The 14,765-nt window shown below is 54.9% G+C and carries 12 protein-coding genes; 6 read left to right on the plus strand and 6 right to left on the minus strand.

The genetic code is table 11. The annotated features are described in order from the left end of the window. Positions 1-11 precede the first annotated feature (11 nt). From carA to folA, 6 genes are all read left to right on the plus strand, one after another. Positions 12-1,160: a glutamine-hydrolyzing carbamoyl-phosphate synthase small subunit gene (gene carA, locus M8Q36_RS09545; protein ID WP_044489559.1), complete on the plus strand. Its 1,149-nt coding sequence runs from the start codon at positions 12-14 to the stop codon at positions 1,158-1,160. A gap of 16 nt (positions 1,161-1,176) precedes the next feature. Beyond that, the gene (carB, locus tag M8Q36_RS09550; protein ID WP_020456506.1) at positions 1,177-4,401 is read left to right on the plus strand and encodes a carbamoyl-phosphate synthase large subunit; all 3,225 of its coding nucleotides are present in this window, start codon (positions 1,177-1,179) and stop codon (positions 4,399-4,401) included. A gap of 140 nt (positions 4,402-4,541) precedes the next feature. After that, positions 4,542-4,775, plus strand: coding sequence for a YgdI/YgdR family lipoprotein (locus M8Q36_RS09555; protein ID WP_020456507.1), 234 nt, complete (start codon positions 4,542-4,544; stop codon positions 4,773-4,775). Positions 4,776-4,907: 132 nt separating this feature from the next. Then, the gene (kefF, locus tag M8Q36_RS09560) at positions 4,908-5,438 is read left to right on the plus strand and encodes a glutathione-regulated potassium-efflux system oxidoreductase KefF (protein WP_249880730.1); all 531 of its coding nucleotides are present in this window, start codon (positions 4,908-4,910) and stop codon (positions 5,436-5,438) included. Further along, positions 5,431-7,293, plus strand: coding sequence for a glutathione-regulated potassium-efflux system protein KefC (gene kefC / locus M8Q36_RS09565; RefSeq protein ID WP_249880731.1), 1,863 nt, complete (start codon positions 5,431-5,433; stop codon positions 7,291-7,293). The genes kefF and kefC overlap by 8 nt, the downstream gene beginning before the upstream one ends. Positions 7,294-7,472: 179 nt before the next feature. Continuing rightward, a complete protein-coding gene (folA, locus tag M8Q36_RS09570) occupies positions 7,473-7,952 on the plus strand; it encodes a type 3 dihydrofolate reductase (RefSeq protein ID WP_020456510.1) in 480 nt (159 codons plus the stop codon). Between the two features lie 77 nt (positions 7,953-8,029). Here folA and apaH read toward each other — a convergent pair whose 3' ends face one another. The 6 genes from apaH to lptD are packed head-to-tail and all read right to left on the minus strand — an operon-like array spanning position 8,030 to position 14,732. Then, positions 8,030-8,878, minus strand: coding sequence for a bis(5'-nucleosyl)-tetraphosphatase (symmetrical) ApaH (gene apaH, locus M8Q36_RS09575; protein ID WP_020456511.1), 849 nt, complete (start codon positions 8,876-8,878; stop codon positions 8,030-8,032). A gap of 4 nt (positions 8,879-8,882) precedes the next feature. Then, positions 8,883-9,260 (minus strand): Co2+/Mg2+ efflux facilitator ApaG/CorD, encoded by a 378-nt coding sequence (apaG, locus tag M8Q36_RS09580; protein WP_017457892.1) that lies wholly within the window; start codon positions 9,258-9,260, stop codon positions 8,883-8,885. Between the two features lie 3 nt (positions 9,261-9,263). Beyond that, positions 9,264-10,085, minus strand: coding sequence for a 16S rRNA (adenine(1518)-N(6)/adenine(1519)-N(6))-dimethyltransferase RsmA (gene rsmA / locus M8Q36_RS09585; protein WP_017457893.1), 822 nt, complete (start codon positions 10,083-10,085; stop codon positions 9,264-9,266). Continuing rightward, positions 10,082-11,068 carry a 4-hydroxythreonine-4-phosphate dehydrogenase PdxA gene (pdxA, locus tag M8Q36_RS09590; protein WP_249880732.1) on the minus strand — a complete coding sequence of 329 codons (987 nt, stop codon included), beginning with the start codon at positions 11,066-11,068 and terminating at the stop codon, positions 10,082-10,084. Before pdxA ends, rsmA begins: the two co-directional genes overlap by 4 nt. After that, positions 11,068-12,354: a peptidylprolyl isomerase SurA gene (gene surA / locus M8Q36_RS09595; protein ID WP_065369319.1), complete on the minus strand. Its 1,287-nt coding sequence runs from the start codon at positions 12,352-12,354 to the stop codon at positions 11,068-11,070. Before surA ends, pdxA begins: the two co-directional genes overlap by 1 nt. A 53-nt stretch (positions 12,355-12,407) precedes the next feature. Then, positions 12,408-14,732 (minus strand): LPS assembly protein LptD, encoded by a 2,325-nt coding sequence (lptD, locus tag M8Q36_RS09600; protein WP_249880733.1) that lies wholly within the window; start codon positions 14,730-14,732, stop codon positions 12,408-12,410. Positions 14,733-14,765 lie beyond the last annotated feature (33 nt).

Consider the following 14,765-nt stretch of genomic DNA (forward strand, 5'->3'; position numbering starts at 1 on the left):
TGGAGGGTGTTTTGATTAAGTCAGCGCTATTGGTTCTGGAAGACGGAACCCAGTTTCACGGTCGGGCCATAGGGGCAACGGGCACGGCGGTTGGGGAAGTCGTTTTCAATACTTCAATGACCGGTTATCAAGAAATCCTCACTGATCCTTCCTATTCCCGCCAAATCGTTACTCTTACTTATCCTCATATCGGCAATGTCGGCACCAACTCCGCTGACGAAGAGTCCTCTCAGGTACATGCGCAAGGCCTGGTCATTCGCGACCTGCCGCTGATCGCCAGCAACTTCCGCAGTACCGAGGACCTCTCTTCTTATCTGAAGCGCCATAATATTGTGGCGATTGCTGATATTGATACCCGTAAGTTGACTCGTCTGCTGCGTGAAAAGGGCGCGCAGAACGGCTGCATCATCGCTGGTGATAATGTTGATGCCGCGCTGGCGCTGGAAAAAGCGAAAGCCTTCCCGGGTCTGAACGGTATGGACCTGGCGAAAGAAGTCACAACGGCGGAAACCTACAGTTGGACGCAAGGCAGCTGGACACTGGCGGGTGACCTGCCGCCGGCGAAGAGCGAGAGTGAGTTGCCGTACCACGTTGTGGCATACGATTACGGCGCAAAACGCAACATTCTGCGCATGCTGGTGGACAGAGGTTGCCGACTGACGGTTGTTCCGGCGAAAACCCCGGCGGCGGATGTTCTGAAACTCAATCCGGACGGCATTTTCCTGTCCAACGGCCCTGGCGACCCGGCACCGTGCGATTATGCCATCGAGGCGATTAAAACCTTCCTTGAAACGGATATTCCAGTGTTCGGTATCTGCCTGGGCCATCAACTGCTGGCGCTGGCGAGCGGTGCGAAAACGGTGAAAATGAAGTTTGGCCACCACGGCGGTAACCATCCGGTAAAAGATATCGATAACAATACCGTGATGATCACTGCGCAGAACCACGGTTTCGCGGTTGATGAAGCGTCAATGCCTGCAAATCTGCGCGTAACGCACAAATCCCTGTTCGATGGCACGCTGCAAGGCATTCATCGCACCGATAAACCGGCGTTTAGTTTCCAGGGACACCCGGAAGCAAGTCCTGGCCCGCACGACGCCGCGCCGCTGTTTGACCACTTTATTGAGTTAATCGAGCAGTATCGTAATACCGCCAAATAATCAGGAGAAAAGAGCAATGCCAAAACGTACAGACCTAAAAAGCATCCTGATCCTTGGCGCTGGTCCGATTGTTATCGGCCAGGCATGTGAATTTGACTACTCTGGCGCACAAGCGTGTAAAGCGCTGCGTGAAGAGGGTTACCGCGTCATTCTGGTGAACTCCAACCCGGCGACCATTATGACCGACCCGGAGATGGCCGATGCGACCTATATCGAGCCGATCCACTGGGAAGTGGTACGCAAAATTATCGAAAAAGAGCGCCCGGATGCCGTTCTGCCGACCATGGGCGGCCAGACCGCGCTGAACTGCGCGCTGGAACTGGAACGTCAGGGCGTGCTGGAAGAGTTCGGCGTCACCATGATTGGCGCGACTGCCGATGCGATTGATAAAGCGGAAGACCGCCGTCGCTTCGACATTGCGATGAAAAAAATCGGCCTCGACACGGCGCGTTCCGGTATCGCGCATACCATGGATGAAGCGCTGGCGGTGGCGGCGGATGTCGGCTATCCGTGCATTATTCGCCCTTCCTTTACCATGGGCGGCACCGGTGGCGGTATCGCGTATAACCGCGAAGAGTTCGAAGAGATTTGCGCCCGCGGGCTGGATCTCTCACCGACTAATGAGCTGCTGATTGATGAGTCGCTGATTGGCTGGAAAGAGTACGAGATGGAAGTGGTGCGCGATAAGAATGACAACTGCATCATTGTCTGCTCGATTGAAAACTTCGACGCCATGGGCATCCACACCGGTGACTCTATCACCGTGGCTCCCGCGCAAACGCTGACCGACAAAGAGTACCAAATCATGCGTAACGCCTCAATGGCGGTACTGCGTGAAATCGGCGTTGAAACCGGCGGCTCTAACGTACAGTTCGCGGTAAACCCGAAAAATGGTCGTCTGATTGTTATCGAAATGAACCCGCGTGTATCGCGTTCTTCGGCGCTGGCGTCGAAAGCGACCGGTTTCCCGATTGCGAAAGTCGCGGCGAAACTGGCGGTGGGCTACACGCTGGATGAGCTGATGAACGATATCACCGGCGGGCGTACCCCGGCCTCGTTCGAACCGTCTATCGACTATGTTGTGACCAAAATTCCGCGCTTCAACTTCGAGAAATTTGTGGGCGCGAATGACCGTCTGACCACGCAGATGAAATCTGTTGGTGAAGTGATGGCTATTGGTCGTACCCAACAAGAATCAATGCAGAAAGCGCTGCGCGGCCTGGAAGTGGGCGCGACCGGTTTCGACCCGAAAGTGAGCCTTGAGGACCCGGAAGCCCTGACGAAAATCCGCCGCGAGCTGAAAGACGCGGGCGCTGAGCGTATCTGGTACATCGCCGATGCGTTCCGTGCGGGCTTGTCTGTGGATGGCGTATTCAACCTGACCAACATCGACCGCTGGTTCCTGGTGCAAATCGAAGAGCTGGTGCGCCTGGAAGAGCAGGTGGCAAGCGTGGGGATCAACGGTCTCGACGCTGACTTCCTGCGTACTCTGAAGCGTAAAGGTTTTGCCGATGCGCGTCTGGCAAAACTGGTTGGCGTGCGCGAAGCGGAAATCCGTAAGCTGCGCGATCAGTACAATCTGCACCCGGTCTATAAACGTGTGGATACCTGTGCGGCGGAATTTGCGACCGATACCGCTTACATGTACTCCACGTACGAAGAAGAGTGCGAAGCCAATCCGAACCATGATCGCGAAAAAATCATGGTGCTCGGCGGCGGGCCAAACCGTATCGGCCAGGGCATTGAGTTCGACTACTGCTGCGTACACGCGTCGCTGGCGCTGCGCGAAGATGGTTACGAGACCATCATGGTCAACTGCAACCCGGAAACCGTGTCGACCGATTACGACACCTCTGACCGTCTCTACTTCGAACCGGTTACTTTCGAAGACGTGCTGGAAATTGTGCGTATCGAAAAACCGAAAGGCGTTATCGTGCAGTACGGCGGCCAGACGCCGCTGAAACTGGCGCGCGCGCTGGAAGCCGCCGGTGTGCCAGTGATTGGCACCAGCCCGGACGCTATCGACCGTGCTGAAGACCGCGAGCGCTTCCAGCACGCCGTTGAACGCCTGAAACTGAAACAGCCAGCTAACGCCACGGTTACCGCGCTGGAGCAGGCGGTTGAAAAAGCGAAAGAGATTACTTACCCGCTGGTGGTGCGTCCTTCTTACGTCCTCGGCGGTCGCGCCATGGAAATCGTCTACGACGAAATCGACCTGCGCCGCTACTTTATGACCGCGGTCAGCGTTTCCAACGACGCGCCGGTGCTGCTGGACAAGTTCCTCGACGACGCGGTGGAAGTGGATGTCGATGCGATTTGCGACGGCGAAAGCGTGCTGATTGGCGGCATCATGGAGCATATCGAACAGGCGGGCGTGCACTCCGGCGACTCCGCATGTTCACTGCCTGCTTACACCCTGAGCCAGGAAATCCAGGATGTGATGCGCCAGCAAGTGCAGAAACTGGCGTTTGAATTGCAGGTTCGCGGTCTGATGAACGTGCAATTTGCGGTGAAAGATAACGAAGTTTATCTGATTGAGGTTAACCCGCGTGCCGCGCGTACCGTGCCGTTCGTCTCCAAAGCCACCGGCTTGCCGCTGGCAAAAGTGGCGGCGCGCGTAATGACTGGCAAAACGCTGGCTCAGCAAGGTCACACTAAAGAGATTATCCCGCCGTACTACTCGGTAAAAGAAGTGGTGTTGCCGTTTAACAAATTCCCGGGCGTTGACCCACTGTTAGGGCCGGAAATGCGCTCTACCGGTGAGGTGATGGGTGTGGGACGTACCTTTGCCGAAGCCTTCGCCAAAGCGCAACTGGGCAGTAACTCGACCATGAAAAAACAGGGTCGCGCGCTGCTGTCAGTACGCGAAGGGGATAAAGAGCGCGTGGTGGATCTCGCCGCGAAGCTGCTGAAACAGGGCTTTGAACTGGATGCGACCCACGGCACGGCGATTGTGCTGGGTGAAGCGGGCATTAACCCACGTCTGGTGAATAAGGTGCATGAAGGTCGTCCACACATTCAGGATCGTATCAAGAATGGCGAATATACCTACATCATCAACACCACGGCGGGGCGTCAGGCGATTGAGGATTCCAAGCTGATTCGCCGCAGCGCGCTGCAGTATAAAGTGCATTACGACACCACGCTGAACGGCGGCTTTGCTACCGCGATGGCGCTGAATGCCGATGCCACAGAAAAAGTGATTTCCGTGCAGGAAATGCACGCGCAGATTAGCAAATAATCCGCTCCCCTCTCTCCCTTGTGGAGAGAGGGTTCTCTACTCCCCCTTCAGAGTGTTCTGCATTTTTCCCAACGTTCAGTGAGTTAGCCTAAAATGGCTAAACAGACGAATGAAATTCACTGGAAAGCAGGGAGATAACCATGCGAACTAAACTTCTGATGACTTCGATTTTTACTGCAGCAGCACTGTTTACCGTTGCAGGGTGTTCCTCCAACCAGGCGGTACGCACCACTGATGGCCGCACCATTGTGACCGACGGCAAACCGCAGGTGGATAAAGACACCGGGCTGGTTTCTTATAAAAATGCAGAAACCGGAAAAACCGAGCAGATTAACCGCGATCAGGTGAAAAACATGAGCGAGCTGGATAATTAATCCCTTCCTCATTGGCGGTGGCTCCGGCTGCCGCATGCCTTTCCCTCATTCCCGCACAGATTGCCGCTTTTAGCCAGACGATTAACTGACTACACTTTCAAGAAAAAGCGTGTAGTGAAATCAGGTTAATCAATGATCCTCATAATTTATGCCCATCCTTATCCGCAGCATTCGCATGCGAATAAGCGCATGATTGAGCAGGCAGGGACGCTGGAAAACGTTGAAATACGTTCTCTGTACGAACTCTATCCTGACTTCAATATTGACGTCGCCGCCGAGCAGGAGGCGATTTCCCGTGCCGATTTGGTTATCTGGCAACATCCGATGCAGTGGTACAGCGTGCCGCCATTACTCAAACTCTGGCTGGATAAAGTGCTGGCGCACGGCTGGGCGTATGGCCACGGTGGAACCGCGCTACGTGGTAAAAGCGTGCTGTGGGCGGTGACGACGGGTGGTGGCGACAACCATTTTGATATCGGCTCGCATCCCGGTTTTGATGTACTTTCTCAGCCGCTGCAGGCGACAGCGCTTTATTGCGGGATGAACTGGCTGCCGCCTTTTGCCGTGCACTGTACGTTTATCTGCGACGATGAAACGCTGCAGGCGCAGGCTCGTCATTACAAACAACGTTTACTGGAGTGGCAGGAGGTGCCGCATGGATAGCCATTCGTTAATTCAGGCACTGATTTATCTCGGATCGGCGGCGCTGATCGTGCCGATCGCCATGCGCCTGGGGCTCGGGTCGGTGCTTGGCTATCTGATTGCCGGAGGCATTATTGGTCCGTGGGGATTGCGGCTGGTAACGGACGCGGAATCTATCCTCCATTTTGCGGAAATCGGCGTCGTACTGATGCTGTTTGTGATTGGCCTTGAGTTGGATCCGCAGCGTTTATGGAAACTGCGTGCGTCGGTATTTGGCGGCGGTGCGCTGCAAATGGCCAGTTGCGGGTTGTTGCTCGGCGGTTTTTGCGCGCTGCTCGGGCTCCCGTGGCCTGTCGCGGTGTTAATCGGTCTAACGCTGGCGTTGTCATCCACGGCAATTGCCATGCAGGCGATGAATGAACGCAACCTGACGGTATCGCAAATGGGGCGCAGCGCATTTTCTGTGCTGTTGTTCCAGGATATTGCCGCTATCCCGCTGGTGGCGATGATCCCCTTGCTGGCTGCCAGCGGCGGAGCGATGACGCTCAGCGCCTTCGCGCTTTCGGCGCTGAAAGTTGTTGCCGCGCTGACACTGGTGGTGCTGATCGGGCGCTATGTTGCTCGCCCGGCGCTGCGTTTTGTTGCGCGATCCGGTTTGCGGGAAGTGTTCTGCGCCGTGGCGCTGTTCCTGGTTTTTGGTTTCGGCTTATTGCTGGAAGAGGCGGGGTTGTCGATGGCGATGGGCGCGTTTCTTGCCGGTGTGTTGCTTGCCAGCTCCGAGTATCGGCATGCGCTGGAAAGCGATATTGAGCCCTTTAAAGGCTTGCTGCTCGGGCTGTTTTTTATCGGCGTGGGAATGTCGATCGACTTCGGCACGCTGGTGACGCATCCGCTGCGCATCTTACTGCTGCTGGTCGGTTTTTTGGTGATCAAAAGCGCGGTGCTGTGGCTGATTGCTCGTCCGTTACGCGTTCCCGGCAAGCAGCGGTTGTGGTTTGCCGCCCTGCTGGGGCAAGGGAGCGAGTTCGCTTTTGTGGTATTTGGCACCGCGCAAACCGCACAGGTGCTGGATAGCGAATGGGCGAAAGCGCTAACCCTGACGGTCGCGCTGTCGATGGCCGCAACGCCGCTGTTACTGGTGCTGTTGGCCCGTCTTGAAGCATCCGGTAGTCAGCAGGAGCGCGAAGCGGATCAAATCGACGAGGAAGACGCGCGGGTCATTATTGCCGGGTTCGGACGTTTCGGGCAGATCGCCGGGCGTTTGTTGCTCTCCAGCGGCGTGAAGATGGTGGTTCTGGATCACGATCCCGATCATATTGAAACGCTGCGTAAATTTGGCATGAAGGTGTTTTATGGCGATGCGACACGCGTTGATTTGCTGGAATCTGCCGGCGCCGGGCGGGCAGAAGTATTAATTAATGCCATCGACGATCCACAGGCCAGCCTACAATTAACGGAGCTGGCGAAAGAGCACTTCCCGGATCTGCGCATTATTGCCCGTGCCCGCGATGTCGATCACTACATTCGTTTGCGCCAGGCCGGTGTCGAGAAACCGGAGCGTGAAACCTTCGAAGCGGCGCTGAAAACGGGAAGGCTGGCGCTGGAAGGTTTGGGACTGGGTTCATATGAAGCGCGTGAACGCGCCGATCATTTCCGTCGTTTTAACACCTCGATGGTGGAAGAGATGGCGCAGGTGGAAAACGATACGCAGGCGCGTGCGGCGGTGTTTAAACGCACCAGTGCGATGCTGACGGAAATCATTTCGGAAGACAGAGCGCATCTGTCATTAACCCAGCGCCACGGCTGGCAGGGTACGGAGGAGGGGCGTCATACTGGCGATCCCGCAGACGAACCAGCGGTTAAACCGCAAGCGTAAATTACCGCTTACGGATAACTTGCTGATTCAACACGGCTGGCAAGCTGGCGGTGCAGATTCGGGGTGCGGTGCCGCCAGCAGAATAGAAAATTTTCTTATTCTTTACCTCGCGCCCCGTCGACGAAAGATTGCGCTTTCCGTATAGTGGCGACAATTTTTTGGCTTCCAGGAATGAATAAATGATCAGTCTGATTGCGGCGTTGGCAGTGGATCGCGTCATCGGCATGGAGAATGCGATGCCGTGGAACTTACCTGCCGATCTCGCCTGGTTTAAACGCAATACGTTAAACAAACCGGTAGTGATGGGTCGCCTGACGTGGGAATCCATCGGTCGTCCGCTGCCGGGTCGTAAGAATATCGTGATCAGTAGCCAGCCGGGCACTGACGATCGCGTGCAGTGGGTGAAATCCGTTGATGAAGCGATTGCACAATGCGATGGTGCTGAAGAGATCATGGTGATTGGCGGTGGTCGTGTTTACGAGCAGTTTCTGCCGAAAGCGCAGCGTTTGTACCTGACACACATTGATGCGGAAGTGGAAGGGGATACCCATTTCCCGGATTACGATCCGGACGACTGGGATTCCGTGTTCAGTGAGTTCCATGACGCGGACGCGCAGAACTCCCACAGTTACTGTTTCGAGATCCTCGAGCGCCGTTAATTCACTGCGCTACGGCCGTGGTTGCACGGCAACGTATGTTTCTTCTCTTTCCCCGGCCCAGGCCGGGGAAATTATTTTCAGGAGGCAATCGCCTCGCCATCGCCCAAATCCATCTGGCGATTTGACGCCTGGGTGAAGTACTGTTTATCTTCCCAGCGCAGGCAGGTCAGCACGCCACCCCAGCAACAGCCTGTATCCAGCGCGTAGATGCCTTCAGGCGTCCCTGCGCCTTCCAGTGATGCCCAGTGACCAAAGGCAATGCTGTATTCTTGCGCCACCGGTCCCGGAATCGAAAACCACGGTTTTAGCGGCGCGGGTGCATGCTCGGGAATATCTTTGCAGTACATATCGAGTTGCCCGTTCGGGAAGCAGTAGCGCATGCGCGTAAACGCATTGGTAATAAAGCGCAGGCGGGCAAGACCGCTGAGCTCAGGCGTCCAGTGGTTCGGCAGATCGCCGTACATAGCGTCGAGAAAGAGCGGATAAGAGTCGCTCGCCAGCACCGCTTCAATATCGCGCGCACAGTGGCGAGTGGTTTCCATATCCCACTGCGGGGTGATCCCGGCGTGCGCCATCACCAGTTTTTTCTCTTCATCGATTTGCAGCAGCGGCTGGCGGCGCAGCCAGTTAATCAGCTCATCAGCGTCGTGCGCTTCCAGTAGCGGATTAAGCCGGTCTTTGGGCTTGTTGCGGCTGATGCCAGCGTAAACGGCGAGCAGGTGCAAATCGTGGTTACCCAGTACCAGACGAACGCTGTCACCGAGTGATTTGACGAAGCGCAATACCTCAAGCGAGCCAGGGCCGCGCGCGACCAGATCGCCCGTCAGCCATAAAGTGTCCTGCCCAGGTGAAAATTCAACCTGTTTTAACAGCGCGACGAGTTCATCGTAGCAACCATGAACGTCACCAATAAGGTATGTAGACATTGTATTAATGGATCAATGTTGGGACGGCGAGTCGGAAGACCGGGATAGCGATACGGAAGGTTTCGCCCTGCGCATCGATCATTTCGTAGTGGCCTTGCATGGTGCCCAGCGGCGTTTCAATCACCGCGCCGCTGGTATATTGATATTCGCCGCCTGGCTCAATGTGCGGCTGTACGCCAACCACACCTTCGCCCTGAACTTCCGTTGCGCGGCCATTTCCATTGGTGATAAGCCAGTAACGCTTGAGCAACTGGACAGGGGTTCGCCCCAGGTTCCGGATGGTAATGGTGTAAGCGAAAACATAGCGTTCATCGTCTGGAGCGGACTGAGACTCGATGTAGATGCTTTGTACCTGAACACAAACTCGGGGCGAATTGATCATACGTTAACTCTCCTTCGGCGGCGCATTCTCAGTCAGGTAGTTCGCTAACTGGCAATATTGCGCAACAGAAATATTTTCCGCGCGCATCGCCGGATCGATACCTAACGACGCCAGCACTTCAACGGTAAAAACGTTGCCGAGGCTGTTGCGAATGGTTTTACGACGCTGGTTAAACGCTTCAGTGGTAATGCGGCTCAGCGTGCGGATCTCTTTTACCGGATGCGGTAATTGAGCGTGCGGCACCAGACGAACCACAGCAGAATCCACCTTTGGCGGCGGCGCAAACGCGGTGGGCGGCACTTCCAGCACCGGAATAATCTGGCAGTAGTACTGCGCCATCACGCTTAATCGACCATACGCCTTACTGTTTGGCCCTGCAACCAGGCGATTCACCACCTCTTTCTGCAGCATAAAGTGCATATCGGCAATGGCATCAGTATAGCTAAACAGATGGAACATCAACGGCGTGGAGATGTTATACGGCAGGTTGCCGAAAACACGCAGCGGCTGACCAATCGTTTTTGAGAGTTCGCCAAAATCCATGGTCATTGCATCTTGCTGATAAATAGTCAGTTTTGGTGCAAGGAACGGATGGGTTTGCAGGCGGGCAGCCAGATCGCGGTCAAGCTCGATGACCGTTAATTTATCCAGACGTTCGCCCACCGGTTCGGTGAGCGCGCCAAGGCCTGGGCCGATTTCGACCATAGCCTGACCCTTTTGCGGGTTGATGGCCGAGACAATGCTGTCGATCACGAACTGGTCGTGGAGAAAGTTTTGCCCGAAGCGTTTGCGGGCTAAGTGGCCCTGATGGACGCGAGTATTCATTGAGTATTAACAATCATTTTGATGGCGAGATTAAGCGCCGTAATAAAACTGCCGACATCCGCTGTGCCTTTGCCCGCGAGTTCAAGCGCGGTACCGTGGTCGACGGATGTACGAATAAAGGGTAAACCGAGGGTGATGTTCACGCCGCGGCCAAAGCCCTGGTATTTTAGCACGGGCAGACCTTGATCGTGGTACATCGCCAGTACGGCGTCGGCATTATCAAGGTATTTGGGCTGGAAAAGCGTGTCGGCAGGCAGCGGACCGCTTAAATTCATACCCTGCGCGCGCATTTCATTGAGCACCGGAATGATGGTATCAATCTCTTCCGTCCCCATGTGACCGCCTTCACCAGCATGCGGATTCAGACCGCAGACCAGAATATGCGGTTGGGGGATACCGAACTTCTGTTGCAGATCCGTGTGCAGAATGCCAATCACTTCCCGCAGCAAATCAGGCGTAATAGCGTCGGCCACGGCTTTGATGGGCAAGTGTGTGGTCGCCAGCGCCACGCGTAGCTCTTCGGTTGCCAGCATCATCACCACTTTGGCGGCGTGAGAGCGTTCCTCGAAAAACTCCGTGTGTCCGGTAAACGGCGTCCCTGAATCGTTAATCACCCCTTTATGCACCGGGCCGGTAATCAGCGCGGCAAATTCGCCACTCAGGCAGCCGTCGCAGGCGCGGGCAAGCGTTTCTACAACGTAAGAACCGTTAAGCGTATTAAGTACGCCTGCGGTGACGGGCGTGTGCAGAGGAACAGGCAACAGCGTTAATGTGCCTGCTTGTTGCGGTACTGCGGCGGCAGTTGGATCGTAACCGCGCAGCTGAAGCGGTAGACCGAGCAGCGAGGCCCGGTCGGTCATCAGCGTTGCGTCTGCACAGATAACCAGTTCAACCGGCCAGTCGCGCTGGGCGAGTTGCACTACCAGATCCGGGCCAATCCCGGCGGGTTCGCCGGGAGTGATAACGACACGCTGTGTTTTCATTAGTTGCTCAGAATTTTGACATAGGCGCTGGCGCGCTGTTCCTGCATCCAGGTTGCCGCTTCTTCAGAGAACTTACGGTTCATCAGCATGCGATAGGCTCTGTCTTTTTGCGCCGCGTCGGTTTTGTCGACGTTACGGCTGTCCAGCATTTCGATCAGGTGCCAGCCAAAGGAGGAGTGAACCGGGCCGCTCATCTGGCCGCGTTTCAGCTTCATCAGCGCATCGCGGAAGGCCGGATCATAAATATCTGCTGATGCCCAGCCGAGATCGCCGCCCTGGTTTGCAGAACCCGGATCCTGAGAGAACTCTTTCGCCGCGTTAGCAAAAGTAGTTTTGCCACTCTTAATATCGGCTGCGATCTGTTCCAGTTTCACACGTGCTTGATCGTCGCTCATGATCGGCGACGGTTTCAGCAGGATATGGCGGGCATGAACTTCTGTCACAGAGATGCTCTGCGTCTGGCCGCGCAGATCATTCACTTTCAGGATATGGAAGCCAACACCCGAGCGGATTGGGCCAATCACATCGCCTTTTTTCGCCGTGCTCAGTGCCTGAGCAAAGATACTCGGCAGCTCCTGGATTCGGCCCCAGCCCATCTGGCCGCCTTTCAGCGCTTGCTGATCGGCAGAGTAAGTGATGGCCAGTTTGCCAAAATCGCCGCCATTGCGAGCTTGTTCCACAATTGAACGCGCCTGGCTTTCGGCTTCGTTAACTTGATCGGAAGTTGGGTTTTCCGGCAGTGGAACCAGAATGTGGCTCAGATTCAGCTCGGTGCTGGCATCATTCTGGTTGCCCACCTGCTGCGCCAGGGCTTCGACTTCCTGTGGCAGCACCGTAACGCGACGGCGCACTTCGCTGTTACGTACTTCGGAGATAATCATCTCTTTGCGGATCTGGTTACGGTAGGTGCTGAAATTCACTCCGTCATAGGCCAAACGGCTACGCATCTGATCCATCGTCATATTGTTTTGTTTGGCAATGTCGGCGATGGCGGCGTCGAGCTGTTCGTCAGTGACTTTGACGCCCATTTTCGTGCCCATCTGCAAAATGATTTGATCCATGATCAGACGTTCAAGGATCTGATGGCGCAGTGTTGCGTCGTCCGGTAACTGCTGCCCCGCCTGGCCTGCATTGGCCTTCACGGATTGCATCAAACCATCAACGTCACTTTCCAGCACCACGCCGTTATTGACCACGGCGGCGACTTTATCAACAACCTGAGGCGCGGCGAAACTGGTATTCGCAACCATAGCGATACCCAGAAGCAGCGTTTTCCAGTTCTTCATACCTTTTCCATTTCAATTAACCGCAATGCGGATTATGTTGCAAATCAAATAGATCACAGAGAGCTACGGTACGGCAGAATGTTCGAACGCAGCATTTGTTGCGTTCCCAGACCGTAGTTGGAGCTCAAGCCGCGCAGCTCAATGTTGAAACCGATGACTTTGTCATATTTGCTTTGTTCATTTTCCCAGCCGTTGATTTTGCGCTCATAGCCAACGCGAATCGCATAACAGCAGGAGTTATATTGCAGACCCACCATCTGATCGGCAGGTTTACTGGTATTGGTATCGAAATAGTACGCACCGACGATGGACCAGCGGTCCGCAATTGGCCAGCTTCCTGCCGCACCTACCTGCGAAATACCCTCTTTATACTGCGCTGCGGTTGCATAGTTTGGCAGCGTAGCCTGAATGTATTCCGGGCTGGCGTAACGGTAGCTCAATTGCAGCATACGGTCTTCATCGCGGCGATACTCCAGCGACGAGCTGCTGTTAGCGATATTATTCAGACGGGTGTCATACTGTACCCCGCCGCGTAGGCCCCAACGATCGGAGATACGCCAGTACGTATCGCCTGCCCAGACCAGCGAACCTGTTTTGTTGTCTTTCTCCCAGTTAATGTTGTCATCACCGGTACGGGACTCGGTGAAATAGTAGATTTGACCAACAGAAACGTTAAAACGTTCAACCGCCGCTTCATCATAAATGCGGGTTGTGACGCCGGTAGTAACCTGGTTCGCGGAGGCGATACGATCCAGACCGCCATAAGTACGGTCGCGGAATAGCCCGCTGTAGTCGGATTGCAGCAGTGAGGAGTCGTAGTTGTTGATGTGGCTCTGATCGCGATACGGCACATACAAGTATTGAGCGCGCGGTTCCAGCGTCTGGGTGTAGCCCTCCGCCCAGTTCATATCGCGCTCAAACACCAATTTCCCGTCCGTTTTAAATTGCGGCATAACGCGGCTAACGGACTCTTTATAGTTTGTATTATCGATATTGCTCTGCTGGTAGTGGGTTGCCAGCATTTTCACTTCGGTGTTCAGGCTGCTCCATTCATTGGACACTGGCAGACTGAGCGTTGGTTCCAGATGCACACGCGTCGCTTCAGGTAAACTCGAATTTGTATTGGTAAATTTCACGGCCTGGCCGTACATACGGAAATCAAACGGACCCAGATCGTTGTGATACCAGTTAACATCCACCTGCGGGAGCGCAGCGTACGAGTTACTGTTCTGGCGATTAAATACCTGGAACTGTTTGGTTGTCACTGTGGCATTGAAGTTCTCTACTCCATAACCCGCACTGAAAATCTGCGTGGCATAGCCGTCTGTACTGGAACCATATTTCGACGAAAAATCGTTAAAGTAGTGTGGATCGCTGACCTTCGTGTAATTGGCGTTAAACCTCCACACTTGATCCATTACCCCGGCATGTTGCCAGTAAAACAGCCAGCGGTGACGCTCCCCTTCGCTAGGGTATTCATTCTGAAACACTTTGTCTGACGGCAGGTAATCGAACTCAATAAGACCAGCACCAGCCTGCGTCAGATAACGGAATTCGTTTTCCCACTGTATATTGCCCCGTTTATGGATGTAGTGCGGCGTGATCGTCGCATCCATATTCGGCGCAATGTTCCAGTAGTACGGCAGATAGAACTCGAAATAGTTCGTCGTGCTGTACTTGGCATTGGGGATCAGGAAACCTGAACGGCGTTTGTCGCCGATAGGTAACTGCAGATAAGGGCTATAGAACACCGGCACCGGGCCGAGCTTAAAGCGCGCATTCCAGATTTCCGCAACCTGTTCCTGGCGATCCTGAATAACTTCGCTGCCGACAACGCTCCAGGTGTTTGACCCAGGCAGGCAGGAGGTAAACATCCCATTGTCCAGAATGGTGTAGCGGTTTTGTCCACGCTGTTTCATCAGATCGGCGGTACCGCGACCCTGACGACCCACCATCTGGTAATCACCTTGCCAGACGTTGGTGTCTTTGGTATTCAGGTTTGACCAACCTTTAGGACCTTTCAGGATGACCTGGTTATCGTCATAGTGCACATTACCGAGTGCATCCACTGTGCGAACCGGGTCCGTCTGACCTTCCGGCTGCTGCTGATGAAGCTGCACCTCATCGGCCTGCAAACGGCTATTTCCCTGATTAATGTCGACATTGCCGGTAAAAACGGCATCGTCAGGGTAGTTGCCTTTTGCGTGATCGGCATTGATCGTCACCGGCAAATTATTGGTGTCGCCCTGTACCAGGGGGCGGTTGTAGCTGGGAACGCCAAGCATACACTGCGAGGCAAGATCGGCTGCCATCCCCTGCTGGCTGTAAAGGGCGGAGCCAATCATGGTGGCCAGGAGGGTGGGGATACGTTTTTTCATACGTTGTATTTGTTGTTCCGTCATCTGTGGCTT

The organism is Kosakonia sp. R1.Fl (genome assembly GCF_023516815.1).
Classification (GTDB): domain Bacteria; phylum Pseudomonadota; class Gammaproteobacteria; order Enterobacterales; family Enterobacteriaceae; genus Kosakonia.